General features: G+C 65.1%; 24 protein-coding genes. 5 read left to right on the top strand and 19 right to left on the bottom strand.

The genetic code is table 11. The annotated features are described in order from the left end of the window. Window positions 1–95: 95 nt before the first annotated feature. Entirely contained in the window at window positions 96–3119 is a 3024-nt protein-coding gene (locus ACQPYR_RS33715) for an alpha-mannosidase (RefSeq protein WP_433622888.1), read from the top strand. Window positions 3120–3312: 193 nt separating this feature from the next. Further along, entirely contained in the window at window positions 3313–6165 is a 2853-nt protein-coding gene (locus ACQPYR_RS33710; RefSeq protein ID WP_433622887.1) for a BTAD domain-containing putative transcriptional regulator, read from the top strand. Here the strand turns inward: ACQPYR_RS33710 and ACQPYR_RS33705 are convergent. The 8 genes from ACQPYR_RS33705 to ACQPYR_RS33670 are packed head-to-tail and all read right to left on the bottom strand — an operon-like array spanning window position 6083 to window position 12647. Further along, window positions 6083–6622, bottom strand: a complete 540-nt coding sequence (locus ACQPYR_RS33705; protein WP_433622886.1) for a phage tail protein I — start codon at window positions 6620–6622, stop codon at window positions 6083–6085. The genes ACQPYR_RS33710 and ACQPYR_RS33705 overlap by 83 nt on opposite strands. Then, the gene (locus tag ACQPYR_RS33700; RefSeq protein ID WP_433622885.1) at window positions 6619–8595 is read right to left on the bottom strand and encodes a putative baseplate assembly protein; all 1977 of its coding nucleotides are present in this window, start codon (window positions 8593–8595) and stop codon (window positions 6619–6621) included. Before ACQPYR_RS33700 ends, ACQPYR_RS33705 begins: the two co-directional genes overlap by 4 nt. Continuing rightward, complete coding sequence (locus ACQPYR_RS33695; protein ID WP_433622884.1) at window positions 8592–9011, bottom strand: GPW/gp25 family protein; 420 nt, start codon at window positions 9009–9011, stop codon at window positions 8592–8594. Before ACQPYR_RS33695 ends, ACQPYR_RS33700 begins: the two co-directional genes overlap by 4 nt. A 2-nt stretch (window positions 9012–9013) precedes the next feature. Further along, complete coding sequence (locus ACQPYR_RS33690) at window positions 9014–9295, bottom strand: PAAR domain-containing protein (protein WP_063041004.1); 282 nt, start codon at window positions 9293–9295, stop codon at window positions 9014–9016. Between the two features lie 19 nt (window positions 9296–9314). Continuing rightward, on the bottom strand, window positions 9315–11147 hold the full coding sequence (locus ACQPYR_RS33685; protein WP_433622883.1) for a VgrG-related protein: 1833 nt from the start codon (window positions 11145–11147) through the stop codon (window positions 9315–9317). A 2-nt stretch (window positions 11148–11149) separates the two neighbouring features. Next, window positions 11150–11899 carry a LysM peptidoglycan-binding domain-containing protein gene (locus tag ACQPYR_RS33680; RefSeq protein WP_433622882.1) on the bottom strand — a complete coding sequence of 250 codons (750 nt, stop codon included), beginning with the start codon at window positions 11897–11899 and terminating at the stop codon, window positions 11150–11152. 1 nt (window position 11900) lies between these two features. Then, complete coding sequence (locus tag ACQPYR_RS33675) at window positions 11901–12338, bottom strand: phage tail protein (protein ID WP_063041010.1); 438 nt, start codon at window positions 12336–12338, stop codon at window positions 11901–11903. 18 nt (window positions 12339–12356) lie between these two features. Continuing rightward, window positions 12357–12647, bottom strand: coding sequence for a hypothetical protein (locus ACQPYR_RS33670; RefSeq protein WP_433622881.1), 291 nt, complete (start codon window positions 12645–12647; stop codon window positions 12357–12359). 649 nt (window positions 12648–13296) lie between these two features. Here ACQPYR_RS33670 and ACQPYR_RS33665 point away from each other — a divergent pair. Further along, a complete protein-coding gene (locus ACQPYR_RS33665; protein WP_433622880.1) occupies window positions 13297–13902 on the top strand; it encodes a hypothetical protein in 606 nt (201 codons plus the stop codon). Between the two features lie 1181 nt (window positions 13903–15083). Here ACQPYR_RS33665 and ACQPYR_RS33660 read toward each other — a convergent pair. The 4 genes from ACQPYR_RS33660 to ACQPYR_RS33645 are packed head-to-tail and all read right to left on the bottom strand — an operon-like array spanning window position 15084 to window position 17694. After that, window positions 15084–15242 (bottom strand): DUF6760 family protein, encoded by a 159-nt coding sequence (locus tag ACQPYR_RS33660; protein ID WP_433635314.1) that lies wholly within the window; start codon window positions 15240–15242, stop codon window positions 15084–15086. Continuing rightward, window positions 15239–15685 carry a hypothetical protein gene (locus ACQPYR_RS33655; RefSeq protein ID WP_433622879.1) on the bottom strand — a complete coding sequence of 149 codons (447 nt, stop codon included), beginning with the start codon at window positions 15683–15685 and terminating at the stop codon, window positions 15239–15241. Before ACQPYR_RS33655 ends, ACQPYR_RS33660 begins: the two co-directional genes overlap by 4 nt. Then, the gene (locus ACQPYR_RS33650; RefSeq protein WP_040699500.1) at window positions 15685–16128 is read right to left on the bottom strand and encodes a phage tail protein; all 444 of its coding nucleotides are present in this window, start codon (window positions 16126–16128) and stop codon (window positions 15685–15687) included. The genes ACQPYR_RS33655 and ACQPYR_RS33650 overlap by 1 nt, the downstream gene beginning before the upstream one ends. A gap of 24 nt (window positions 16129–16152) precedes the next feature. After that, window positions 16153–17694: a phage tail sheath subtilisin-like domain-containing protein gene (locus tag ACQPYR_RS33645; protein ID WP_433622878.1), complete on the bottom strand. Its 1542-nt coding sequence runs from the start codon at window positions 17692–17694 to the stop codon at window positions 16153–16155. A gap of 229 nt (window positions 17695–17923) precedes the next feature. Between ACQPYR_RS33645 and ACQPYR_RS33640 the strand changes: the two genes are divergently transcribed. Then, complete coding sequence (locus ACQPYR_RS33640; RefSeq protein ID WP_433622877.1) at window positions 17924–18541, top strand: hypothetical protein; 618 nt, start codon at window positions 17924–17926, stop codon at window positions 18539–18541. Here the strand turns inward: ACQPYR_RS33640 and ACQPYR_RS33635 are convergent, their stop codons facing one another. The 5 genes from ACQPYR_RS33635 to ACQPYR_RS33615 all read right to left on the bottom strand — a co-directional run bounded on the left by ACQPYR_RS33635 (window position 18542) and on the right by ACQPYR_RS33615 (window position 21890). After that, a complete protein-coding gene (locus ACQPYR_RS33635; RefSeq protein WP_433622876.1) occupies window positions 18542–18772 on the bottom strand; it encodes a hypothetical protein in 231 nt (76 codons plus the stop codon). A 182-nt stretch (window positions 18773–18954) separates the two neighbouring features. Continuing rightward, window positions 18955–19278 (bottom strand): hypothetical protein, encoded by a 324-nt coding sequence (locus tag ACQPYR_RS33630; RefSeq protein ID WP_433622875.1) that lies wholly within the window; start codon window positions 19276–19278, stop codon window positions 18955–18957. A 215-nt stretch (window positions 19279–19493) separates the two neighbouring features. Further along, a complete protein-coding gene (locus ACQPYR_RS33625; RefSeq protein ID WP_433622874.1) occupies window positions 19494–20678 on the bottom strand; it encodes a hypothetical protein in 1185 nt (394 codons plus the stop codon). A gap of 55 nt (window positions 20679–20733) precedes the next feature. Further along, the gene (locus ACQPYR_RS33620) at window positions 20734–21579 is read right to left on the bottom strand and encodes a hypothetical protein (protein ID WP_433622873.1); all 846 of its coding nucleotides are present in this window, start codon (window positions 21577–21579) and stop codon (window positions 20734–20736) included. Further along, entirely contained in the window at window positions 21579–21890 is a 312-nt protein-coding gene (locus ACQPYR_RS33615; RefSeq protein WP_433622872.1) for a hypothetical protein, read from the bottom strand. The genes ACQPYR_RS33620 and ACQPYR_RS33615 overlap by 1 nt, the downstream gene beginning before the upstream one ends. Window positions 21891–22202: 312 nt before the next feature. On the opposite strand from ACQPYR_RS33615, the gene ACQPYR_RS33610 reads away from it, so the two are divergent. Continuing rightward, the gene (locus tag ACQPYR_RS33610) at window positions 22203–23426 is read left to right on the top strand and encodes a helix-turn-helix domain-containing protein (RefSeq protein ID WP_433622871.1); all 1224 of its coding nucleotides are present in this window, start codon (window positions 22203–22205) and stop codon (window positions 23424–23426) included. A 36-nt stretch (window positions 23427–23462) separates the two neighbouring features. On the opposite strand, the gene ACQPYR_RS33605 is transcribed toward ACQPYR_RS33610, so the two are convergent. Together ACQPYR_RS33605 and ACQPYR_RS33600 are read right to left on the bottom strand one after the other, a co-directional pair. Next, entirely contained in the window at window positions 23463–24794 is a 1332-nt protein-coding gene (locus tag ACQPYR_RS33605; RefSeq protein WP_433622870.1) for a TerD family protein, read from the bottom strand. A gap of 93 nt (window positions 24795–24887) precedes the next feature. Further along, window positions 24888–25283: a hypothetical protein gene (locus ACQPYR_RS33600; protein WP_433622869.1), complete on the bottom strand. Its 396-nt coding sequence runs from the start codon at window positions 25281–25283 to the stop codon at window positions 24888–24890. Between the last annotated feature and the right edge of the window lie 151 nt (window positions 25284–25434).

Below are 25434 nucleotides of genomic sequence, written 5' to 3'. Positions count from 1 at the left end.
ATGATGAAAGGGGCTGGTATCACCCGGAATTCACTGTGCTGTCGGACAATGGGGCGGTCGGTGATCACTCCTCCGGGCCGATGGGAGCCAGCGCTGTGCACGATGACCGTCGGTTGATCGAGGACCGCCTCGGGCGGGTCCTCGCAGAGCGGATCGTTCCGGCGATCTATCCGGAATCGGTGCCGCTGCGGGCATCGGTCTGGGTTGCGCCGGATGAGCCGGTGCCGGTTGCCGAGGGATTGGCCGCGCCTCGGACGCCCATCGAATCCGGTGTCAGGTGGGGCGCGCCATGGGGAACGAGCTGGTTCACGGTCGAGGGAACGGTGCCTGCCGAGTGGGCGGGCAAGACTGTCGAGGCGATCATCGATCTCGGCTTCGACCGGAATATGACTGGCTTCCAGTGCGAGGGTCTGGTCTATCGGTCGGACGGATCGCCGGTGAAGGGGCTGCACCCGCGTAACCAGTGGGTGCGGGTGGCGTCCCCGGCGGTCGGTGGCGAGCAGGTACTGCTGCATGTCGAGGCGGCTTCGAACCCGATCATCCCCTTCTTCTCGCCGAACGCTCTCGGTGACAAGCTCACTGCTGGTGCCGAGCCGCAATACCGGCTGGGCCGAATAGATCTCGCGGTTTTCGATGACGAGGTCTGGCAGCTGGTGCAGGATCTGGAGGTCCTCGGTGAGCTGATGCACGAGATGCCCGAGGAACCTGCCCGCCGCTACGAGATCGTGCGTGCGATCGAGCGCGCGCTCGACGCCGTCGATCTGCAGGATGTGAACGCCAGCGCTGCGGCGGCGCGCGAATGCCTGGTCGATGTGCTGGCCAAGCCCGCGGTGCCGTCCGCGCACACGATTTCCGCGGTGGGCCACGCGCATATCGACACGGCGTGGCTGTGGCCGCTGCGCGAGACAGTGCGCAAGGTCGCGCGTACGACCTCGAATATGACCGCCCTCCTGGCCGAGGAGCCCGAATTCATCTTTGCGATGTCCCAGGCCGCGCAGTTCGACTTCATCAAGCAGCACCGTCCCGAGGTCTATGCGCGGGTCGAGCAGGCGGTATCGGAGGGACGGTTCGTGCCGACCGGCGGGATGTGGGTCGAGGCGGATACGAATATGCCAGGCTCGGAAGCGATGGCGCGGCAGTTCGTGCACGGTAAGCGGTTCTTTCTGACGGAATTCGGCGTGGAGAACGAAGAGGCCTGGCTGCCCGACACCTTCGGGTTCGCGGCCGGACTGCCGCAGATCATGAAGGCGGCCGGATCTAAATGGCTACTGACACAGAAGATTTCGTGGAGTCAGAGCAACAAGTTTCCGCACCATACCTTCTTGTGGGAGGGGATCGACGGCACCCGGATCTTCACCCATTTCCCGCCGGTCGATACCTACAACTGTTCGATGCACGGTCGTGAGATCGCCCATGCCGCAAGGAATTTCAAGGAGAAGGGCCGTGTGTCGATATCGCTGGCGCCGACCGGCTGGGGTGACGGTGGCGGCGGCACGACGCGGGAGATGATCGCGAAGGCCGCCAGGATGGCCGACCTCGAGGGTTCGCCGAAAGTGGTGTGGGACTCCCCATCCGGCTTCTTCGCCAAGGCCGAGGCCGAGTACGAGAACCCGCCGGTGTGGGTGGGGGAGCTGTATCTGGAGTTGCACCGTGGCACATTGACGAGTCAGGCGAAGACCAAACAGGGCAACCGCCGCAGCGAGCATCTGCTGCGGGAGGCCGAGCTGTGGGCCGCCACCGCGGCGGTGCGGAAGCACCTCGAGTACCCGTACGCGGCATTTGACCGAATCTGGAAGACGGTGCTGCTCAACCAGTTTCATGACATCTTGCCCGGCTCGTCGATCGCATGGGTGCACCGCGAGGCGGAGCAGACGTATGCGGCGGTGGCAGCGGAGTTGACGGCGATTATCGAGCGGGCGCAATGGGTGCTCGGCGGTGAGCGGGTGGGACCGAATATTTTCAACCCGACGCCGCACACCTGGCGAGCGGTTCCAGCCGGTGCCGCTGCTCCGGTGGATTCGGGTGATTCATGCTCGGTGGTCGAGCGTGCGGGTGGCGGGTTCGTCCTCGACAACGGTCTGTTGCGGGTAGAAGTCGACGCGCGCGGGCTCGTCGCATCGGTGTTCGACCTCGAGCATCGGCGCGAGACGCTGCCACCGGGTTCGGTCGCGAATCTCCTACAGCTACACCCGGATTTCCCGAACTCCTGGGACGCTTGGGATGTCGATCTCTTCTACCGAAACCGGGTCACCGACCTGACCGAGGCGAAATTCGTTGCGGCAGAACAAGGTTCGAAAGACAAAGCGGTGGTGCAAATCGGCCGCTCATTCGGCTCGTCCAAGGTCGAGCAGACCCTGACGCTGCGGTCGGGCGCGCGCGGTCTGGATATAGACACCACCGTCGACTGGCATGAGACCGAGAAAATCCTCAAACTTGCCTTCCCCCTGGACATCCACGCCGACCGCTATGCGTCCGAAACCCAATTCGGGCACGTCTTCCGACCTACCCACACCAACACCAGCTGGGAGTACGCGAAGTTCGAGGCCTGCAATCACCGGTTCGTCCACTTCGCCGAGCCCGGCTGGGGTGTGGCGCTCGTCAACGACTCCACCTACGGCCATGACGTCACCCGCACCGTTCGAGCCGACGGCGGAACAACGACAACGCTGCGGTTTTCGCTGTTGCGGGCACCCCGGTTCCCTGATCCGGAGACAGACCACGGTACGCACCACTTCCGGCACGCCCTGATTCCCGGAGCTTCGATCGGAGATGCCGTGCGCGCGGGCTACCGCATCAACCTCACCATCTCGCGCCCCGGTGTCGCCGAACCCGTTGCGCCACTGGTCATCATCGATAACGACGCCGTCGTGACCAGCGCCGTCAAACTCGCGGACGACGGCAGCGGCGACGTCGTGCTCCGCGTCTACGAGGCCCACGGCGGCCGAGCCTCGGCGCTGGTAACCACAGGCTTCGAAAACGCCGGATGCCAAACCTGCGACCTACTGGAACGCCCCCAACCAGCAGACACCTCCGCAACCCCAGAGGGCACAGGAGTCCGCCTACACCTACGCCCCTTCCAACTCCTCACCCTCCGCTTCACCCTCCCCCAACTGGACTGATGACCAGCATGCGCTGGTGTTGGTGGCTCTCGCCCGATGCCGCCACGAACGCATGGTGATCGTTTGACCAGCATGGAGGAGGTAGGTTCGCGCGAGTCAACTAGGAAAATTGCGTAGTCGAATACCCGTGTCCTTGTGCTCGACTCGGCGCAAACTCGGAGGTGACACCGGGATGGCCGGGAGGAGGTGTCGCGTGGTCGAATCAGGTGCCACGGCATCGTCTGGGGGCGGACGGCTGGGATTGCAGCGGCCCAGGTTGCTGCACCGGATGGCGGATGCCGATGTCACGGTGGTCATCGCGCCTGCGGGTTCGGGGAAGACGCACCTACTGCAGCAGCATGCCGCGGCCGGCGGCGCTGGCGTGGCCTGGTATCGGGCCGATCCGGACGATATCGATGCCGAGCGTTTCGTGCGGCGGCTGCGTGCGGCGTCGGAGCACGGGCCGCGAACCCTGATAGTGGATGATTTCCACTTCGTTGTGGGCGGGACTGCCGAGGCGGCCTTCGAACGGTTCGCATTGTCGGGTCCCGGTGCGCGTGTCGTTCTCGGCTCTCGGGTGCGCCCCACCTTCAACCTGATGCGCGCGGAAATCGGTCGGGTGACCGTGCTGTCCGGTGACGATCTACGCTTCCGCTGCTGGGAGGTCGAGGAGCTGTTCACGAGCGTCTACGGCCATCGCCTGCCACCGGACGAGGCGGCGGCGCTGTCCCGGTTCACCGATGGCTGGGCGGCGGGTCTGCACCTGTTCCACCTCGGCACCCAGACGCTCGGCGCGGGTGCGCGACGCGCGGCGATCCGCGCGCTGAGTGGCAGGGCGCGGTATCTGCAGGGCTATCTCGCGCGCACTGTGCTCGGTGAGCTGCCCGCCGAATTATGTGAATTCCTGCGCCGCACACATGTTTTCGAGACGGTGACCGCCGAACGCTGCGACCGGCTGCTCGATCGCACCGATTCGGCGGCGCTGCTGGCCGAGTTGGAGCGGCGCCAGGCATTGACCAGCTCGGACGACGACGGCCACAGTTTCCGCTACCACGAGGTGCTGCGCCAGCATCTGGCCTCGGCGCTGCGCGAAGAACTCGGCGCGGCCGAGGCGGCCCGGTGGTGCCGCAAGGCCGCGACCCAACTCGAAGACGAGCACGCCTATCCGGAGGCGGCACGGTTGTTCGCGCGTGCGGAACACTGGACCGAGGTGGCCAGATTGCTGAACACGCACGGCGCGCGGGTGGTCGGTGATCCGCGGAGTCCGGTGTGGTGCGCCGGCCTGCCCGCATCGGTGGTCGAGCAGGATCCCTGGCTGTCGTTGGCGACGGCTCGTCGGGAAGTGGCGTCGGGAAATCTGCGGCAGGGGGCGCAGCGGTATCGACATGCCGAGCGGCTGTTCTCCGAGCCCGATCTGCGCGACGCGGCCGCGCGGGAACGGCGTCTGGTCGATATCTGGCTCGATGCCGCGCCGCAAGTCGAACTGCATTGGCTCGATCGGATCCGGGCGGCATCGATGCGTCGTCCGTTGGACTATGTCGACGATGACAACGGTTGTGCCGGTACGGCTTTCGCACACACATGTGCCTTGCTGCTGGCCGGTCACGTGCGTGGCGCCGGTCAGCGAGCCCAGCTGTCGGTTGACGATGCGACGGTCCCGATGCTCGATCTGTGGACACAGCTCGTCGGCACCATCGCGGCGATGGTCTGTGGTGAGCACGTCGGGATGCGCATCGAGTTGCTCGCGGGTGAGGCCGAACGCGCGGGTGCGACGGCGTTGCTGCGGCAGTGCCGCGCGCTGTCACAGCTCGGTGGCTCCGAGGTCGCCGCGGAATGCGATGCGGCGGGAGATCATTGGGGAGCCGCGCTGGCGGGGGCGATCGCGGCGTATCGGGCACTGCTGGCGGGCGAGCCGTCGATGTCGTTGTGGCGGGCGGTCATCGAACGGTGCGTGCGGCTGCGCGCCGATACACCGAAGGCGTGGGCGTTGTCGTTCGAAGCCTTGGCGGCTGCGGCCGAAAATGCGGGGGATGCCGAAACCAAGGCGACGTGCGCCGAGGCTTTCGCTCGTGCGACCGGCGTACCCGGTGCTCGCGCGATCGCCCTACTCGCCAACGCCGTCCGAACCGACAATGTCGCCGCGGCACCTTTCGCGGCCGCGCGTGCACTCGCCGTGGAAATCGGGATGCCATTACCTCGGTCACTCGTCGACCTCGTTAGTGAGCCGAAACCCGTTGTTGCACTGCCAGCCCCGGAGAACGCGCTGCTGCGGCTGCGCTGTCTCGGCGCCTACGTGGTCGAGGTCGACGGCTTCGAATTGGATCCGCGGACCCTCCGGCCACGTGCCGCGGCGACCCTTCGCTACCTATCGATGCGGGCGGGGCGGTGGGTGCATCGTGACGATCTGGTCGCGGCGCTGTGGCCCGATCTGTCCGAGGCACAGGCCCGGCAGAGCCTCCAGGTGAGCGTGTCCGCGGTTCGGCGTTTCCTCGAACCCGATACCGGCCGCGGCAAGTCGACGCTGCTGATGCGCCGGGGCGAGACGTATTCTCTTGTCCTCAACGGCCGTAGCACCGCCGACGTGGTCACCTTCGAGGCCGCGCTGGAGACGGGCCGGTCCGCCCTGCAGATCGGCGACGAGGACCGGGCGCACAGTGCGCTCACGACAGCGTTGGCCGAATATCGAGGCGAACTACTGCCCTCGGATGGAGCCGTCGAATGGGTGGTTGCCGAACGCGACCGGCTCCGAACCCAAGCATCGCTCGCCGGTGTCGCCCTCGCCGAACTCGAGCTGGGCCGCGATCGTGCCGCCGCCGCGATCGATGCGCTGCGGCGCAGCCTGGATATCGATCCGTACCTGGATCGCGCCTGGCGGCTGCTGATCTCGGCTTACCAGCGTGCGGACGATCTGGCCGCCGCGGAGCGAGCACGGCGCGACTACGCGAAGATGCTCGCCGAGTTGGGCGTTCAATCCGCGAATCCGGTTACCGTGCTTGCGGGGCCAACTCGAACGGCACGTGCGCCGGGCACATCGCCTCGACCGCGCGTGCGATCCGCTGCCGGGTAGGCCCATCCCAGCGGTCGGGGGGTACCAGCACGACCAGGCGTGGCACCGCATCGCCGGGTGCGACGGTGTCGGGTGTGCGGGACCACCGTGCGCCGCCGCTTTCCGCCACTTCCACCTCGCAGCCGCAGACCCTGCGGATGTGCTCCTTCATCGCCGCGACACCCCCGCGACGCGCGTGCATGCCGACCGCGGACGCGACGACGGCCCGCAGCCGATCCGTCGGCCACTGCTCGTCGGTGTCGGCATCGACCCAGCCGGCGAGCCAGGTCAGGAAGTCGGCGGGGGCGAGCGCGGGATCGACGTAAGTGTGCAGGGCGTCGAGGGTAAGGAAGACCGGTGCGAGGATCTCGTCCATCCCGTTCGTCCAGCGCTGGACGAACGGGTCGTCGAGGTAGATGCCCGGCAGGAACTCGCCGAGCGGATGCGCCGACGGCAGTCCAGCGACCGTGCCCCTCATGACGTGACCTTGATCTGATGCTCGAACGAATACGCCAAACCATTGGGCGGCAAGGTGATTCGCTGCGTGGCTTCACCGCGCGTGCCATTGATCGGATCGGCGGGGTACAACCGCAGGTCATCGATCTGCTCGACGCCGTCGACCCCCTGCAGTACCGCATACAGTTCCCCGGCCTGCACCGATCTGCCGAGCGGCCAACCCTGACCGCTCGGACCATCGGTCACCGGGTGCAGGTAGCTGTTGAGCGCTCGGATCGCACCGGCGCGGACCCGCGCCGGATCGCTGGTCGCGCGTGCGCGCACCGCGCCGACGACGGTCACCCCGCGATAGCGCGGCGGTTCGACGATCAGGCGTGCCCCGATCATCCGCCGTTCGTCCAGATATGCGACGACGCGCTGCAGCAGCTCGTCGGATGGTTGGAGCCGTTCGAACGGGACGGTCGCCGTCTCGTCGCTGTCCACCTCGGGAACGATCAGCACCCGGACCACCGCCGCGTCCTGGCCCGAGCCCGCAAGGCAGTGGGCGCGGGCTACGCGCGGCGAGGAGGCCAGCGCGAGCAACTCGTAATCCCTTGTGGTGACGGCACGTTCGCGAGTGCGCAGCATCATCGGCGCGCGCAGTTTCGCATTCTCGACCGTCTCGCCGTCCACTCCGCCGGTACCTGGCCGGCGGTTCTCGATGCGCGAAACGTAGGGCAGTGAGCTGCGCAGCGAACGGACGGTACCGCGCGCCACATTGCCGCGACGTCCGCCACCGGTCCGGTAGAGCGGTACCCGGATCGGCGCACCCTTCGGCGGCACCGCACCGTAGTGCGTCACCGAGCCGTCCGGCTGACGGACGGCGGGTCCGAAGACGATGACGCCCGCGGCGGCGTCGAGAGTGAAGTGCCGGTCATCGGGTCGGCTGTCACCGAAGTGCTCGACCCGCGTCCACTGCTGCCAGCCATCGCCCGCCGCGACCTCGACGACGATATCCTCGTCCGGCTCGGCGACGACTGGTCGCTGATCGAGCGGAAACTCCTGTGCCGGAACACCTTCGGACATCCCGATGACCTCGTCGCGCACGATCTCGGCATAGCGGGCGTCGACGGTTCCACCGATGGTGAAGGCCGATGCGGCGAACACCCGCGGCGCGGCGGTATAGGGCGGTTGGCCGGGGCGCACGGGCACCACGCGGCACCGCAGCCAGCCCGCCGTGCGCCGTTGGATCGGCGATGCCCGGTGCGTGGGCGGCAAGTGCAGCACGATATCGCCGGGACGGTTCAGTCCGCCGGTGTCGTCGCGTTCCAGTTCACAGCCGGCCCAGCGGCGTCCGTCCCATGCCTCCCACACGAGTGGTGGCTGGCGCGGATCGACGCCGACACCTTCGACGCGGCAGTCGAATCGCAGCACAACGGCGCACGAGGGCACCGGATTCGACAGCCCTACATACATCGTGTCGTCGAGTGCGGGAGTGGGGGAGAAGCAGGCGAATTGCGCTCCGGTGGTCAGCTCGTCGGTGCGGTCGATTACGGGGCCGCCCGCAGCTCCGGTGGCGATCGCGGTCAATGTGCACGGCACGATCGGCAGGTCGACCGTGGTTGCGAAGACGACGGGTTCGATTGTCTCGGTACGCCATTGGTCGGGTCGGCTGGTGTCCTCGCGATCGGTGGCCGTCTGCGTGCCGACGGGCACCAGCACGACCTCCTCGCGCGGCGCGGAGAGCCAGAAGGTGACCGGCACGGTGGCGGCCGCGGGTGGGAACAGTCGAATGCCGAGGAGCTCGAGGAATTTCAGGTAGAGCCGGTCCGGCACCCGGTTGAGCCGGTAGAGCAGTTGGTCGACCACCATGGCGTACGTTTCCAACAGGGTGACGCCCGGATCGGAGACATTGTGGTCGCTCCATTCCGGACAATGCTGCTGGACATAGCGTTTCGCGTCGTCGACGAGGCCCTGGAAGCTGCGGTCGTCGAGGTTGGGCGCGGGCAGCGTCACGACACACCACCCGATTCCGCGTGCTCCGGGATGACATAGAACGGGAACACCAGATTGCGGGGGTCGTTGCGGCCCCGAATGCTGTACCGGACATCGATATACAGCGTTCCGCTGTCCACACAATCGAAACGCACCTGCACGGTGTCGACGTCGATGCGCGGCTCCCACCGCTCCAGCGCGGCCCGCACCTCGTAGACGATCTGCCCAGCAGTCGCGGCATCCGCCGGTGCGAATGTGAATTCATGGATGGCACAACCGAATTCGGGTCGCATCGGACGTTCCCCGGGTGCGGTACCCAGGATCAGCCGGATGCTCTCCTTGATCTCCTGATCCGCGCCCACCAGCGCGATGGCGCCGGTGTAGTCGGTTCGCATGGGAAAGAACGCCCAGCCCGCGCCGATGAACTGTTCGGCCATGGTCACCCTCCGATCAGGACGGTCGGGCAGCCCATAGCGATCGGTGCGCCACAGGCCGACAGGTCGCCGACGCGGGCTGCGGGCATTCCGCCGATCAGCACCGTCGGACAGCCGGGGCCTGCGATCGCCGATGGCGGGTGGACGGCAGGCGGCGGAAATGAGCAGATATGCGGCGTGCCGACGGTGGCGGCGGGCATTCCGCCGATCAGGACTGTCGGCACGCCTGGGGGGCCGATCACACCGGGGTGTGCGGTCGGATCCGCGACGCGAGCGGCGGGTGGCATATCGACCACTTCCTTTCCGTCAGTTGATCCGGACCATGGCCGCGCGCACGGTCGCGGTCGCACCGGCCGTCAATTCCGCACTGGCGCTGCCATTCACGGATACGGTTGTGCCTCGCACCTCGATGCCGGCGGTGCTGGAAACCCGCACCGGTCCGGCGCCACCGTCGAGGGTGATCCCGGACTTCGCGCCGAGCGAGATGTCGTTGCCGGTGAGCTTCAGGGTTCCGGTGCCCGCGTCGATCGTCACGCCATTGCGGGCCGAGATGGTGACCGTTCCGTCGCTGTGGACGGTGATCGTGGTCTGCTGCTGGTCCAAGTCGAGGGTGAGTTTCTGGTCGCCGGTCGCCACATGGACGCCCTGGGCGCCTGCCGCCTGCTCACGGAACTCGACGCGGTGGCCGGTGCGGGAGACGATCGAGCGCCGGTTCACCGCACCGCTGGTGCGGTCCACGAGACCGCCCGCCCCGGTCGGGGGTGTGTCGACGCCGTTGTACAGGCCGCCGATGACGTACGGACGTCTGAAGTCGCCGTGCTCGAAGGCGACGAGTACTTCGTCGCCGACCTCGGGCAGGAAAAGCGCGCCGCGTTCGTGGCCCGCCCCCTGCTGCACGGTCCGGGCCCATACGCTGACGAAACCATCGGCCAGCCACGGGAAGGTGATGCGGACTCTGGCCGTATTCGCCGGATCGTTGTTATCGCTGACCTGTCCGATCACCACACCAGGGAACCCCGCGCGAGCCGAATTAGTTTGTGCTGCACCGCTAACCAGTCCCGCTAGCGTGCGATCACGCCGTCCGCTGACGATGACGCTGGTCGTATATCCGGTCTCCGGATCGAAGGTGTGCCGCGACGCCGTCACGGTGTACTTGCCCTCGAACGGTTTACCGGCATTGGCCAGCGCAACGGCCGTGCCCGCGCGCACCTTCGGGTTGCCCCGTAGCACCGCCTCCAATTCCGCGAATCCGCTCGCGACCTGTTCGGCGAGTGCCTTACATGCGATGTCCACCTCACCCTGGGTGCCATATGGCGCTTGCGCACCAACGAGTTTCGGCGCTTTGAACAGGCTGGCGAGGTCCTCCGGTCGCACGCCGTTCTCGGCCGTCACGGTCTTCGCGGGGGCATCGGCGACGACGGCTTTCTTGCACGTCACATCCCAGCCGCGGACCTGGACACCAGGTACCTGGTCGGCCGAGGTGACAATGGCGCATAGCCGCAACACATTTCGTCCCAGCTCGAGGACGAGCGGATCCTCGGTCGCCTTGGCCTCGATGCGCGGCGCGGAGCCCGCGGTGGTGGGTTTGCCGAAGTCGAGTTTGCCGTCGGTGACCGCCACCTCGACGCCGCTGTCGGCGGCGAGCTGGCGTAGCAGCTCCCAGTCGCTGACATTGCCCTGCGAAATCTGTTCCAGCACAGGACCACCCGCGGCGATCTTGCCGATATCGACACCCGCGTCGCTCGCGATCCGGCGCGCGACGTCCGCGGCCGACATGTGCTCGAAGCCGGTCACCCGCCGTCCGCGCTGCAGCCGATGCGATTTGTCGAGTCCGCGCACGGTGGTGAAGGTGCCGGTGCCGTCGAACTCCTTTTCGATCGCGGTGACCTCGGCCGACAGCAGCGGCACCGGGGTGTTCGCCTCATTGGACGCGACGCCGAGTTCGACCGGAACGCCGATTTTGATATTCGCCTTGTCCAGGACAATGTTCTGGGGGTCGCGGAAGCGCAGTACGAAAAGGTCTGGCGCGCTGCGGTTGTCGTCGACCATGCCGTGGGTGAGCAGTGCCGCGATATCGGCGGGCAGTGGTGTGCCCGCGATGCGGACGAGCAGCTGGTTGGTGAAGTCCTGGGCGGGCACGGTTACCCCAGCTCGTCGGCGGCCGGGATGAGCAGTTCCGTACCGGGCCGCAACCGCATCGGGTCATCGATATTGTTAGCGGTGGCGACGGCGCGCCAGCGGGTCGGATCGCCGTATTCGCGCCAGGCGATCGAGGCGAGGGTATCGCCCGCGATGACAGTGTGCATCGTGCGCGCGGTCAGGCTGCCCGAGGTGGGATTCTGTTTGGGCTGGTCGGCGGCGATCTCCTCGATTGTGACCGTCGCGGTGCCGCGGATCGGCAGACCGCCCGCGGTGAACAGGGTGTACTTCACCGCCACCGAACTCACATATGCGGTGAATCCGGTCAGGCCGCCCCAGTGGAAGATCACCCACGGCGGGCTCGACTTCTTCTTGTCGTGGCTCTCGTCGGTGGGCACGCAGCAGGCGAACAGCCGCTCGACGGTGTCCACCACCTTGGTGTCCTGCTGTGGGCCCGCGTCGAGAAACATTTCGAGGGTGAGTTTGGCGGGGTCGGCGCCCTTGAACTCGGGCACGCCGCTCTTCTTGCTGCCCTTCTGCGCATCGCGATTCCACTTGGCGGACTTGGTAACCGACAATTCCTTCGGATTGAACTGGAAGTCGATCCGACCGCAGCGCGGGCCGGGTTGCAGCGATCCCTTTTCCACCGGCGGATCGCGCACCTCGAGGAACGCATGCTCCAATTTCGGCCGGCCGCTACCGGATCGGTCGGCACCCGCACTGCTGGCGGCGAAGGCGATCGGCGCGGGCATCTCAGGCCTTCCCCGGCTCGACGAAGCCGTGATGGGTGATCTCGATGGTTTCCACGGCGACCTTCGGTGATTCGGCATTGAGCGAGGGACCGGTCCAGCGCACCGGCATCACACCGAGCAGACCCCACTGCGCGACCACGGTGCCGTCGGCGGTCATGGCCCGAATCTGGCCGGTCTTCGCGCGCACACCCGTTGCGACACTGCCGAACCACGCGGCCACCTTCGCCGTATCCGGGGTGACCGGACGGCTCAGTTTGATGGTGGAGAACTTGATTCGAGTGGGCAGCTGCCAGACGTAACCGTTGTTGCCGCCCTCTTCACGCTGCTCCATCACCACCTCGCAGCCGAGGCCCTCGCAGCTGTTGAATGCGCCGAGGCTCATATTGTCGATCGTCACGACGAAGCAGACGCTGACCGCGGGGTCGAGATCGGTTGGCATTATGTTCTCCTCGGGTGATCAGAGGGTGAGATCGAGGGCCGTGCCCGCACGCTCGCGATCGAGGCGCAGTTCGGCCTTGAGTTTGCGGACGATCGGGTCGTACAGGCGGGCGACGAGTGCGTCGATGTCGGTGGGGGAGGTGCCGATGGGGGTTGCGTGGGGTGCCGCGTTGGTGTCTGTCGAGACACTGCTGGGCTGGTCAATGGGCGTGGGGTCGGGGACGACGACAGGGGGTTCTGTGGTTTTCGGTGGTTCCGGAGGGCTGCTTTGCGCGGGCGTGTCGGCGACATCCGGTGTCGGCGCTGCCACGGTTCGTTGGAGGGGCATCGGGGACCACACAGGCTCGATGGCGCGGTTGTGGGCGGCGGTATGCGCCAGGTCCGGCGCGGATGCGGTTCTGGTGGCTGACGGGGCGGAAGCGGTCGAGATGCCGAAGTCGAAGATGCGCTGAAGGGTTGGCGGGGCTGAGGGGGCTGGAGAGCCAGTGAGTGGGTGAGCGAGCGTGGCGGTGGTGGTTTTGTCCGTCGCGGGTTGGCGCTGCACAGTAGTCGGAGTGAGGGGTGCGGTACGTGCCGATGCGACTGGCTGCAAACCCGCTGAGCGTTGCACCGTCGTGGGTAGGGCCGACGTGCCGACTGTTCCCACGATGTGGGTTGCGATGGCCGAGGAATCGGTGGACCCGGGGTCTGGTGCAGCGTGGGTCAGAGCCGGGGTGGCTTCGAACCCCGCTGGCCCACCGGAATATTCGGGTGTCGGCTCGGATATCGCGCGCCGCACCGAGGTCGAGGCTCGGGGCCGAAGTGAAGCTGCCGGGACGTCCGTAACTTCAGGTCGAGTCTGGCGCTGCATGGTGCGCGTCGCGAGTACTGGAGCAACGATGTCAGGTGACGTTATGGGCGTAAATTTTTGGGGTGCAGCCGATTCGGAGTTGGCGGCGTGACTGGCCGATGAGTCCGCCATGACGTCGGGCGTCGGCGGGGGAGCGGTCAATTGGGCTGACTCGGAGGTGGTTGCGGGGCGCGGAGTGGTATCGGGAGACATCGCAGGTACAGGCAGCGGGCCGTCGACCGAGCTCGCTGTGTCGATTGCTCCGATGGTCGGTGCTGTTCGGCGGGAGATCGGCACCAATTCTGCAGAGGGCGGCGTCGGCTGCTGGGAGGTGGGCATGGGCTGCTCGGGGGTGAGCATTGCCCGCTCGGGGTTGGGTCTTGGCTGCTCGGAGGTGGGTATCAGTTGCCCAGAGTTCGGGACGGGCTGGTCGGCGGTCGGCACGTGCTGCTCGAAGGTGGGTGTCAGCTGCCTCGAGATCGGCATCGGCTGCCCGGAGGTCGTGGAGGTGGGCATCGGCCGCTCGGATGTCAGAACGTGCTGTTCGGAGATGGGCATCGGCCGCCCCGAGGTGGGTATCAGCTGCCTAGAGGTCTGTATCGGCCGGTCGGCGGTCGGCACGTGCTGCTCGGAGGTGGAGATCGGCCGTTCCAGGGTGGGCATTGGCTGCCTAGAGGTCGGTATCGGCTGTTCAGAGGTCGGTACTGGTTGCTCGGAGGTCTGTACGGACCGCTGAAAGGTCGGCATTGGCTGCCTAGAGGTGGGTATCGGCTGTTCGGAGGTCGGTACCGGTTGTTCGGAGGTCTGTACGGACCGCTGGGAGGACGGCATCGAGTGCTCAGATGTCGAGGCTGATTTCTCAGAAGAATCAGGAGCCCAACGGGTTTCGGAGTAATCGTCGTACGATGCGGCGGGCTGGATCTGCAAAGGCGCGCTCGCACCCATCACCTGGGGCGTCGGCGGTGAGACGGGTTCCGTTCGTGCGCCGGCCGATCGTTCGACCGCGCGACGGATCACGTCGTGTGTGCCGCCGACGTAGCTCCGCTGAATGCCGGGCGGTTCGGCAGACAGCGGGTATGCGAGCCCCGAATCACCTTCGCCAGCGGATCGTTGAACGAAAGGCGCGGTCGAATGCGCAGGGTCACTGGTTTCCGGCAAGGGAGCGCCGAGCCCGTACCGCCGTGGACGCAGGGGCGAGATCGCGCGCTGCCTCGGCACCGTCGAATCGGGATGCGTCGGTATGGGTTCGGACGATGTATCGACCGCCGCGGTGGGAACGTCTGCTCCGCTCTCCGGCTCGTCACGCCCCGAGCTCGATGGCTCAGCCGACTCCGAATCATACTGCGCGACTGAAGAATCGATTGCCGATGAGGAGTTCTGCGGAAGTGGCGCTACTGATTCCGGTATCGACGATGGCGGAATCGTCATGGTCGGCACCGGACGAATCTCCGGTTCGAATGCGCCTCCGGCCGAAACGAACTCGTTCCCAGGCTGTTCGAGGCGGGCGAGGACCACCGGACCGGCCGAGCCCAACCGACCTGCCCAGGCCACCGGACCAGCCGACCCCGCCGGTGCCGCGAGCTCACGCCGCATCACCGCTGGCCGGCGCTCAGTCGCGGCATCCGTGCCATCCGAGTGTCGCTGCACAGCAACAGGATTGCTATCGAGCCCCGCCACGCACCCGGACGGCGCCTCGGCATCGACCGCATGCACCACCGGCCCCCGAAAGGACGGATCCCGATGCGATACCAGGCCGTCCGCGAACCGCGCCGGACCAATGATCAGGGATGGCGCTGCAACAACCCGTTGCACCGGCGATGTCACAGCCCAATCATGAGCCCGCACAGCAGGTTCCGTCTCGCGCACCGACTCGGTACCCCGCCATGGAAACAGCCGGTCCAACCACCCCATCGCTGCTCACCTCCCTCGGGCTCTGGTATTGATGCGGTCGATTTCATCGGCGAAGCGCCGCCGATCCGGATGCTCCAGGTCGAGGATTTCGGCGAGCGGCCAATGGAAGTGGTAGGCGACGTACGAGATCTCCTGGAGCAATGCATCGACCCCGTACGTCGCTATTCCCCCACGCGGCTGCCCGCGAGGTCGATGGTGAATTCATGCGCGCACTCCGGGCAGGTGACCCCGGCCCTGCTGTGGCCCTCGGCATTGATCCGCTGGTACAGGTCCTGCAGAAAGGCCAGGTCGGATGCGAACAGGTCCTCGACGATGCCCGCGTGGATATCGGTGAGGGTGCCCAGTCGGGTGATCACCCGCGCGATCAGCACGACCGACAGGTACGCCGGATTCTCCCGAACCCGATCGTCACGCAGTGGCACCAATTCGTCACGTGCGGTGGCCAATCGCATGGTGCCGCTGCGGTGCACAGTCCCCGACGAGTCGAGGTAGCCGCGCGGCAGCACGAACGGAAACTCCGTCCGCATTACCGGCTCCGGCGTCGACTCGACCCGCGTATCCACCGCTACGGCGCCGAGTCGGTCGACCCCACTGTGCACGCGGCGCATTACTCGACCTCGAGGTTTTCGTAGGTGATGACCAATTTCTCGGTGAGCACGCTGGTGTCGCCCGCCTTCAAGGAACCGATTTCCAGCGACTTCGGCCAGGCATTGGTCAGCTTGTAGCGCTTCATCGCTTGACCCTCGTAGTCGTAGACGATGATGGCCCCGCCCTTGCGCGCGGCACCCATCTTGCCGAATCGCGAATCCTTGACCCACTTTTCAAAGCTGTTGTCACCGGTGAGACCGCGCGTCAAGGTGACCTCGCCGGCCTTGTACCGGCCGGGCAGTTTCTTGATGACGTACTTGCCATCGGCGGTGTTCTGCTTGAGTTCGATGACGTCCTGTTCGAGTTTGAGGCCCGACACTTCCGAAATCTGTTTGATCACAACACCGTCGATTTCCAAGCCGAAGGAATGGCCGACCGACGTGTCGAGGTCTGGGAGCGCCATGATGTCCTACTTTCTGGGGGGTGGTCATTCGTTGACGAGGCTGGTGCCGCCGGAGATCTGGGCAAGGCGGAAGACCACGAATTCGGCGGGTTTGACCGGGGCGACACCGATTTCGCAGACCACCTGCCCGACGTCGATGGCTTCGGCCGGATTGGTTTCGCGGTCGCATTTGACGTAGAACGCCTCGTCGGGGGTGAGACCGAACAGTGCGCCCTTACGCCATTCGTTCACCAGGAAGGCACTGATCGTGCGCCGGATGCGCGCCCACAGCGCGTCGTCATTGGGTTCGAACACCACCCACTGGGTGCCGTTCAGGATGGATTCCTCCATGTAGTTGAACAGCCGCCGGACATTCAGGTACCGCCAGGCCGGATCCGAGGACAGCGTGCGCGCACCCCACACGCGGATCCCGCGACCGGGGAATGTGCGAATGCAGTTGATACCCAACGGATTCAACAGATCGTGTTCGGGCTTGGTGAGTTGCACGCCGAGCGTGAGCGCACCGCGAACGACCTCGTTGGCCGGAGCCTTGTGCACACCACGAGACTCGTCGTTGCGCGCCCAGATCCCGGCGATATGGCCGCTGGGCGGGACGAAGCGCCCGGTCCCCGCGGCGGGGTCGAATACCTTGATCCATGGGTAGTACAGTGCCGCGTATTTCGAGTCGTACCCGGCCTTTTCGACCCGCCACTCCTTCACCTGTTGCGGACCGAGCGCAGGCGGCGGATCCAGGATCGCCACCCGATCACCCATCAATTCGCAGTGCGCGATCATCGCGAGCTGCACGGCCTGCACCGATTCGAGATCGATGGCGCCCCGCTCATAGGCGCTCATGAGATCGGGCACCGCGACCATCGTCACCTCATCGATCGCCTCCAGCCCGGAGAAACCGGTGCGATCGGCGACATCACCGACGTAATCCTCGGCGCAGACGCGGTCTGGCGTCGGCTTCGGTGCGGGCGGCACCACGAGCGTCACGCTGCCGAATTCCGGACGGGAAAGTGCGCCACCGGAACTCAGCTCCTCGATGGAAATGAGCTTCGACTGTGCCCGCACGGCCGTCACCACATTGTCCTTACCGCGTTTGGTGGTGACCGGTCCGATCGTTTCCTCCACCTTCGGTCCCCGCTTGACGATGATCGTGAACTGATCCTCCGGCGCACCGTCGCCTGCCGCGGCAACCTCGACGGTGATATCGGGTTTCACATTGCCCGGATCCAGGGCCGCAACCCGATACCCGCCCAGCACCGCCTGACGCGTACCGGCGGGAAGTTCCTTGTTCCCCTTGCCTTTCCCATTGGCGTCCACGCCGACCCGGATCACATAGCAGGCGCCACCGCCATTGCCGAAAAACCCGTACACCGCATGCGCCAGATAGCTCCCGTCGATGAAATCGCCGAACTGCTGACTGAACTGGCTCCAATTGGTGATGAGCGTCGGCTCGTTGAACGGCCCACGCTCGGCGAACCCGACGAAGGCCGCCACCGCCGTACCGACACCCTCGATCGGTCGCGACCCGGCCTCCACCTCCTCGACATACACGCCAGGCGACAGGTAGGTGGGCATTGGGCCTCCTCATTCCGAGGTGAACTGTTCCCACCTAGCGTCGTACGACCGCCGCTCCCGCAGTACGCCCGCGCGGCGAGCCGATGGGGAACGGCAGATTGCCCCATCGTGCAGCCAGATGCGCAATCTGTCGTCTGCTGTGTGTGGCGTACCGCACACCACTGGATTCGACGCCTAAGGTCTGACTCGGTCCGCCCATCCGGGGCAGCTGAGTGGAGGGATTCGAAGGATGAAGTTCGAGAAGATCACTGCTGCTGTTTTCATGGCCATCTCGGCCGTGGGTGTCACTGCGGCAACAGCGCATGCAGAACCGGCCGTGACGGCGCAGCCGACCGCGGTGACTGCGGGCGACACGACTTCCGGTGTGGATCACGGAATCAACTACCAGATCGCCGTTTCGCCAGTCGACAGGGTCATTACCGCCACCGTCGAGAATGGCAAGTTCGAGATCGCGCAGAACGGTGCGGTGGTGCTCGAGTCCGGCGACGGAGCGGCGGTGACCGAAATACCGCAGTGGTTCGCCGCCGACGGGCGTTCGATCGCGATTGCGCAGCACATCGGTTCGGACGGTCGCACTCTGTCGGTGACACCGACCCCGACGGCAGAAGATATTGCGCAACTGCAGGACATCAGCTCCTACGACCGGCTCAAGGAGCAGGTCAACAAGAACCTGCCCGGCGTCATCGGCGGTGCGATCGTGGGCGGCATCCTCGGAGCGTGCTTCCCCTTGATATGGGGGATCAGCATCCCCGCGGGTGCGCTGATCGGTGCAACCGTCGGCGGATACGTCATGGGCGGCCCGGAGTTCCTCGACGCCGCACAGGCGCTCGCCACCGGCCAGCCGTGATCAATTTCGATGCCACGGCGGCTGGTTGGTGATTGTTGCGGCGCTCGGAGCTGTATGTGGCTGGTGATTGGCCGTCAGCCACTCACACCAGCCGTCCAGCCCCGGCCGGCGATAGCGGCGGGCGGCCTGGTCATAACCGACCATGAAGGCCGTCACGCCGCGAAGACTCGTGCGCCCGAGGTACATACCAACCCGCTTGGCGAACCGGGCAAAGTACTCGCGCTCACTCATGTCGATTGCTCACCGGTACGTCTCAGTTCTGTTCCCGTCCGAGCCCGCGTTGACGTTCGCGTTCCGCTCGTTCGCGCTGCTGGTGTATGGAACGGTCCCTTTCAGCCTCAACGCGTGCCCTTGCCTGGTCAGCGTCGATCATCTGGCGTGGGCTGTCGCTGTTGAGTCCCAGGTGCGTGCTGCTATGTGACGGCTCGGATTCTCCGTGCCCGGCGAACAGCTTCGGTGATGTTGTATTCGATCATCTCGGGTCCGTCACTGTCGTCGAACAGGCGCTTCGCTATCGACACCATAGACACGTCGGAGATCCGGTCGTCGCCGAGCCGCACGGACGGCCCGAAATCGTTGTACAGTGGCGGACCCCATTCCGGTATGTTCATCCATCCATAACCCGCGCGCCGCACGTAGCATTCGCCAAGGAACCGGATGAATTGGTCTGCGGAGTCGCGGTTTTCTATGGCGAAGAATCCGGCCCGGTCGCCGAACAACTCTTTCGCCGCTTCCATGATCTGCCCGTTCTGTGTCAGTGTCTCATCACCGTTCGATACGTGTGCTTGGTCGGAGCACCCCCGCGTCGATCAAAGTCCAGACGGCCTCGTGCTTTGCGCCGCATGAGTCGGCGTCACAGTTGATGCGCTGACGGAATACGCGGCGCGCACCACGACGCCCAGCCCCGCAACTCCGGCGACGGTTGCGCATACGAGTCCAGAAGTAGACACAGCTAAGTCGCTCCGTCCGGCGTTCGTCCCAACCCGCGCAGGCGTTCTCGTTCGGCTACTCGTTCGCGTTCCCTGGCGGCTTCTCGCGCTCGGTGCTCGTTGAGGTCGCGGTCGGGTTCGCGTGTTCTGGGTTGTTCTCCGGGCTGTAGTCGGCCGACTTCCAACACGTGCATGACTTCGCGCGGCACACCCTCCCGTGCGGCACGCTCACGGACTTCGCGTATCTGTTCGCGTTGCCTTTCGACCGATTCGCGCTCGTGTCGCCGATCGTCTTCCCGCGCGATCGTAGAGCCGATCTCCCCCAGCTCACGTGTCACGTCTTTGCGTTGCTCTTCGTGGCTCTGCTCGAGGTGCCGTTCCATCTCTTGCGCTGGTTCGCGGCCGAGTCCGGTGCTACGGGTCATTTCCCGCGCCTTCGCGCGTTCTATTTCGCGGATATCGGCTAAGTCCTTGGTTATCCGGGTGTGGGCTTCCCGAATCTTCTCGAGTTCCAGCGCATGACCCGTTTGGCGAGTTTCGGCGATATTCCGCGTCTGCTCCGCGACATCCGCGCGGACATGTTCGCGTTTCTCGTTCAACTCTCGTGAACCGACGCTACGCGCCATCTCTCGATCACGTGCCCGCTGTACCCGCTCTGCGATCCGCGTCCGGTCCTGACGCTCTTTCGCCTGCTGCCGGGCCTCGCGCTGTCGTTCCTTCTGCTCACGCGCTTGTTCGCGGACACCGGGCAATTCGAGTTGCGGACTCCTTTCCCTTTCCAGACCTCGCGCCCAGATCTCCCGGGCATCCTCTCTCGAAATAACTTGATGCGTAAACTGGTCCGGAAACCGTTCTTTGAGGTCTTTGAGAAGTACCTGCACGTCTTTCGAAATGAACTCGCCTTCGACCGTTCGCAGTATATGCTGGTGATTCTCATCCTTTTCAAGGATGGCGCGGACGACTTCCAGTTGCTTTTTATCTTTGGGGGTGTCGACCCTTCCTGATTTCTCTTCAATGGTGTCAGTGCGACCGTCGCGTTCCCTGATCTTGTCGAACTCGGTCCGGCCCGCGCGTGTTGTGTATGTACGAGACTGCTGGACATATCCGTTTTCGCGATCGCGAAAGAAGCGATCGGTGCCGTTTTCGAATACCCTGCCGCGCGTGTTGTTGTCGACGTTATCGCGGTCTTTGTCGTATCCGTCCGGCATAACGGAATCCACCCCCCGAGGTGTTGAATTGTGTGTCGAAAGTTATCGGGTCACATCACATGACCGACGAGGCTTCTTCGCGGCGTTTCTCTTCGTGATCGGCTGCGTATTCGCGAATCGCTTTGGCTATCTGCGAGAACATGCCGTCATATACTTCGGGGTGATAGTCGATCATGCTTTCCATCAACCCCCACGCCGTATCCACGTCTTCGTCATAGGTGTCCATCAGCAGGGCTGGATTGACGTGGTCATAAAACGAGTTCTCGCGGCCGAACCACTCGAACTCAACCCATTTCGCGCCCGCGAACTTGATGAAGCATTCCCCGATGAAGCAAATGAACGCATCGGCCATGTTGGCGTTCTCAGGGGCCATCGCGGTAGCCATATCGGGGAAGAGGCCCGCAACAATGGGGTCGAGTCGTTTTACCTCCGCCGAGTCTTCCGGCCATGGCTTCGATGGAATCCGCTGCAACCCTGCATATTCCAAGAACTTGCGGACTTGTGCCGCTCGCCGGTCCGGGTCGACCCACTTACCCCACTCGGTCTGTTCAACTTCGAAATCCAGACCGAGTTGTTCATCATTCCCCACGCCGATGCCTCCGTATGGTCGTCGCTGCCCGTTCTGCGTCAGTGTCTCATCACAGGGTTCCTCGATATCGCGAACACTGGTCGGCTGGATCGTGATTGTGTCGGCCTTGTCGAGCACCGCGTCCGAGTCGAAGATCCAGCCGTCTTCGCCCACCCGGCACAGCCAACCGTCCGCAGCCTGGTAGATCGGGTCGCTATCGATCGGAGCAATAGCGAGTTTCTGAAGAGTCTCCTCATGGAAGGCGGCGAGAAGCGCCCGCACGGACGGCGCGATCTCCTGCGAACTAGACGAAACGAGGTCGGACAACATCATCACGCCCCCAACGGATTTGGGAGATCAGTCGTACCGAGCAGCACAGCCCAGTAGTCATCGCGCAGGACGTTCCACAGGTCTTCGTGCTGCGGAAGCATTTCCCGAGCGTCGGCCAAATCCGGATACGCGTCGAAAAGGATTGTTCCCGGTTGAGCTCCGTAGAGCGGCGTCTTCGACGGCACGCGGTAAGCCGTGAAGTGCTCACCAGGGAGCTGCACGCGCAGGACTCGCGGTATACGGCCTGCCAACTGCCACACAGCGATCTTGCGGCCGCCCTCGGTTTGCGTGGTCCGCAACCCATCTCGTCGCATCACGCCTCCCTGTTGGTGCGCCCGGTGCCGGAGGACCCGACACCCCGGCACCGGGACGATTCGGGCTGCGTTGCCCACTTGCGGACGGCATCCGCAAACTGCTCAACCGTTTCCGCTGGTGCACCGGAGTACACAAATGGAGGGCCGACGAACGGAATCCGTTGCGGCAGTGCTTGATGCTCGTTGACTATGCCGGGCGTCATCTCACCAGCGTCGCCCCGGGCGTATCGGATTGATGCGCGAATGCGTCCACAGTCGTTCACAACCGCTCGGTCCGCCGCGTAGCGGAGACAATGCACCTAGGCTGGCGTTATGGATGACGCCGCGATCGTTGGGGCGCGACTGCGCCAGGTACGGGAGTCGGCCGGGCTGTCGCTGTCCCAACTTGCTAGCCGTGTTCCTTGGGGTAAGACGACGCTCGCCTACTACGAAACCGGTGAACGCACCGCGACTGCGGACGTTATTTCGTGCTACGAACGAGTATGCGCACCATTTGCCGATGCCGTGACCGCCGTGGAAGTGCTGGGGCGAGCGGACGTGGATAGACGCAGCTTCCTGCGGAAAGCCGCTTACAGTGCTGCGCTGTCCGCTACCGGTCTCGTCGCTCGGTCCGACATTGCTCGGTTGATCCGAGCAGACGATACGCGCATGGTCGGAATGCCGGAAATCCGTGCAGTGCAAGCGATTACGGATGCATTTATAAAGCTGGACGAAGCTCGCGGAGGGGGTGTCGGCCGGACTGCGGTTGCCGAACTCTTGGCTACCGACGTCGGCGCAATGCTGCGGGCTCGATACCCGGATGAAAGGACGCGGATGCACGCGTTTTCAGCCGCCGCCGAGTTGGCCTACCTGGCCGGATTCAAGGCGCACGACGCGGGCGAAGACGGCGTGGCGCAACGGTACTTCCTCGGCGCGCTCCGGCTGGCCGAAGAGTCGAAGATGCCTGGACAAGACGCATTCGTGTTCCGCATCCTTGCCCTGCAAGGCACCGACATTCGGCAACAGAAATTCAGCGTCGACCTTGCCACGGAATCCGAACGCCGTGCGGCCGGGAAGATCGGCCCAGACGCGATGGCACTATTCACCGTGGCCGTTGCGCGCTGTCATGCCGAGTCGGGCAACAAGCCCGAAGCGCTCGCCGCCCTGCGTCGGGCCGATCCCTACATCAACGCAGAGATGACCAGCGAGCAGCCGCGATGGATTTCGCTGTGGTGCCCGAACAAAGCGACCGTGGTCGACCAGTCGGCCAAGTCGTTGCTAGCTGCAGGAGAGCTTGCTGCCGCCGAGCGGTACTACGAGCTTGCTACAACTATCTGGTCGCCCGATACGCACGCGCGTGTGTACGCGCTGACCGCAGCCGAAACCGGGCTGATCCGGTGGAAGACAGGCGATCACACAGGGGCGGTCTCGATGTGGCAACCATCGGTACAGATCCTGTCGGCGGTGAATTCGGCACGAACCACGAAGGTGTTAGCCAAGATGCGCCGGACGGCACCGCAAGCGTTCACCGCCGCAGGAGAGTTGCAGAAAGTCTGAGTTGGCCCCGATGCCGGGGCCTGCCGTCGTTTGCGGTCAGAGGCTCGTCAGCACGAACCGCTTGCCCGGATCGATCATCTTGCGCACGGTCATGCCCTTGGCGTATTCGCCGAGGGCCGTCATGTTCCAGGCGTGCGCGCCACGAGTGAGCATGCACATGAACACGCCCGTGGTCGGCTCACCCTTGGACAGTTCGAAACGCACCAGTTCGGTACCGGAGTGGTCGTCCACGAGTCGGCAATACGCCCGGCTCACCTGGTCGAACTTGTGGCCCGCGAACGAGTTCACGGTGAAGACCAGTGCATAGACCTCGGGTGGTAGCGCGGTGAGGTCGACGGTGATGACCTCGTCGTCGCCTTCGCCGTGGCCGGTCAGGTTGTCGCCGGAGTGCCGGATGACGCCTTTGAATGCCTCCTGCTTCAGGAACCAGACATTGACCAGCTTCTTGGCTCGGTTGTCGTATGCGATGACCGACGCGTCCAAGTCGATGTTGCGGCCGTGTACTGCCGGGTCCCACCCCAATCCCATTCGTACGCGGCTCAGCGGTGGCGCGCCGCGTTTGGTGAGCGAGACGGTTTCGTTCTTGCGCAACGAGACTCGGCCCTTGTCGAGGCTCAGCGTCGGCTGCCCGAACTGCGATGCTGCGGCGGAGTACTGCGCTGGGGCTGAATACGGCGTTGCGGCCGGGTGCTGTGCGGCGGGGGGTTGCTGGGCGTAGGGCTGTGGTGCGGCGGGCAGTTGTTCGATGTACGGCTGTGGCGCCGCGTTCGGCTGTGGTGCGGCGTGCTGCTGCCCGGCAGGCGGCTGGCCTGCCGGTGCGGCAAGGGGCGAGACCGGCGTGATGGGCGGCGATACCGGCTGGCTGGTGCTCGGCGGGGCGTCGTCGACAGTGATCCCGAAATCGGCTGCGATACCGGCCAATCCATTGGCGTACCCCTGGCCGACGGCACGCACCTTCCAGGCACCCTGCCGTCGATAGAGCTCACAGGCGATCAGGGCGGTCTCCGGGCCCAAACCGGTCGGCACGAAGGTGGCCAGGACCACCCCGGTGGCACCGTCGGTCACCGAGATCCGCAGCGGGCCAGCCTGTCCCCAGTCGGCGGGCCCGGAACCGTCGAGGCTGGCGGTGACGACAATCTTGTCGATATCGCTGGGCACCGCGCCCGGGACAATGCGGATGGCGTCCGGGGGATGCACCTCCACGCCAGGCGCGGTCGGCTGGTTGTAGAAGACGAAATCAGTGTCGGAGCGAACTTTCCCGGTGGGCGTGAGCAGCAGCGCCGCCACATCCACCGCCGCCGCAGCAACCACCGCGACCCGGACCTCACCCGCAGCAATCGGCGCATTCGCACCCTTGACCAACTCCATGACTGCCCTCCCTCGGTACGTCCTACCGTATCGGCTGGCGACCCAAAGCATGGCAGGTGTCGACCGAGCATGGTCATTCCGACCAGGCGGAGTTCACATGGATGCGGATGCTCGGCGCAGGGCGTCGAGGGTGGTCTCGGGGGAAGTGTTGAAGCAGAATCGAATTCCCGGGGCCGCCTCGACTACGGCGTTGATGATGTGCTCGAACAGCAGGGTGTGGTCGGGGAAGGCTCGTATCGCACCGCCGATCATGACGAGGTCGAATCGCTGGTTGGCGAGCAGGGTTCGGATTTCGGTTTCGGCTTCGTCGGGCGATGCGCCGACCAGGTATGGGGTGATATCGAATTCGGTGTCGCGCAGGGCATCGTTCGCGGCGCCGATCCTGGCCGTCAGTTGTGCCTCGTCCAAGTCGGGGAAGCGGTTGTAGTCCATGGCTTGTGGATGCAATCCGATGGTCAGTGCCCTGGGCCGTACGAATGGTTCGGACATTGGTTCTCCTCTGTGGAGCGTGGGACCCGCGCGTTCGCGTGGGAATACGAGGGTCAGGTTCGCCATAATTGCTTTGTAAGCAAAGGTAATTTAGAGAGCGAGGTATGTCAACGGCGCCTGGTCCATCCCTGGACGACAGCAGCGGACGATG

It is taken from the genome of Nocardia sp. CA-120079 (genome assembly GCF_050955745.1).
Classification (GTDB): Bacteria; Actinomycetota; Actinomycetes; order Mycobacteriales; family Mycobacteriaceae; genus Nocardia.
Note: the sequence above shows the minus strand (reverse complement) of the source record. Positions and strands in the feature narration are given on the sequence as shown.

Bases quoted from the DNA above. Each gene is read 5' to 3' on its own strand.
- ACQPYR_RS33705 (WP_433622886.1), bottom strand. From the start codon at position 6,622: ATGAGGGGCACGGTCGCTGGACTGCCGTCGGCGCATCCGCTCGGCGAG.
- ACQPYR_RS33695 (WP_433622884.1), bottom strand. From the start codon at position 9,011: ATGGCCGAACAGTTCATCGGCGCGGGCTGGGCGTTCTTTCCCATGCGA.
- ACQPYR_RS33690 (WP_063041004.1), bottom strand. From the start codon at position 9,295: ATGCCACCCGCCGCTCGCGTCGCGGATCCGACCGCACACCCCGGTGTG.
- ACQPYR_RS33680 (WP_433622882.1), bottom strand. From the start codon at position 11,899: ATGCCCGCGCCGATCGCCTTCGCCGCCAGCAGTGCGGGTGCCGACCGA.
- ACQPYR_RS33675 (WP_063041010.1), bottom strand. From the start codon at position 12,338: ATGCCAACCGATCTCGACCCCGCGGTCAGCGTCTGCTTCGTCGTGACG.
- ACQPYR_RS33665 (WP_433622880.1), top strand. From the start codon at position 13,297: ATGACGTCGGGCGTCGGCGGGGGAGCGGTCAATTGGGCTGACTCGGAG.
- ACQPYR_RS33655 (WP_433622879.1), bottom strand. From the start codon at position 15,685: ATGCGCCGCGTGCACAGTGGGGTCGACCGACTCGGCGCCGTAGCGGTG.
- ACQPYR_RS33650 (WP_040699500.1), bottom strand. From the start codon at position 16,128: ATGGCGCTCCCAGACCTCGACACGTCGGTCGGCCATTCCTTCGGCTTG.
- ACQPYR_RS33645 (WP_433622878.1), bottom strand. From the start codon at position 17,694: ATGCCCACCTACCTGTCGCCTGGCGTGTATGTCGAGGAGGTGGAGGCC.
- ACQPYR_RS33640 (WP_433622877.1), top strand. From the start codon at position 17,924: ATGAAGTTCGAGAAGATCACTGCTGCTGTTTTCATGGCCATCTCGGCC.
- ACQPYR_RS33635 (WP_433622876.1), bottom strand. From the start codon at position 18,772: ATGAGTGAGCGCGAGTACTTTGCCCGGTTCGCCAAGCGGGTTGGTATG.
- ACQPYR_RS33630 (WP_433622875.1), bottom strand. From the start codon at position 19,278: ATGGAAGCGGCGAAAGAGTTGTTCGGCGACCGGGCCGGATTCTTCGCC.
- ACQPYR_RS33625 (WP_433622874.1), bottom strand. From the start codon at position 20,678: ATGCCGGACGGATACGACAAAGACCGCGATAACGTCGACAACAACACG.
- ACQPYR_RS33620 (WP_433622873.1), bottom strand. From the start codon at position 21,579: ATGATGTTGTCCGACCTCGTTTCGTCTAGTTCGCAGGAGATCGCGCCG.
- ACQPYR_RS33615 (WP_433622872.1), bottom strand. From the start codon at position 21,890: ATGCGACGAGATGGGTTGCGGACCACGCAAACCGAGGGCGGCCGCAAG.
- ACQPYR_RS33610 (WP_433622871.1), top strand. From the start codon at position 22,203: ATGGATGACGCCGCGATCGTTGGGGCGCGACTGCGCCAGGTACGGGAG.
- ACQPYR_RS33605 (WP_433622870.1), bottom strand. From the start codon at position 24,794: ATGGAGTTGGTCAAGGGTGCGAATGCGCCGATTGCTGCGGGTGAGGTC.
- ACQPYR_RS33600 (WP_433622869.1), bottom strand. From the start codon at position 25,283: ATGTCCGAACCATTCGTACGGCCCAGGGCACTGACCATCGGATTGCAT.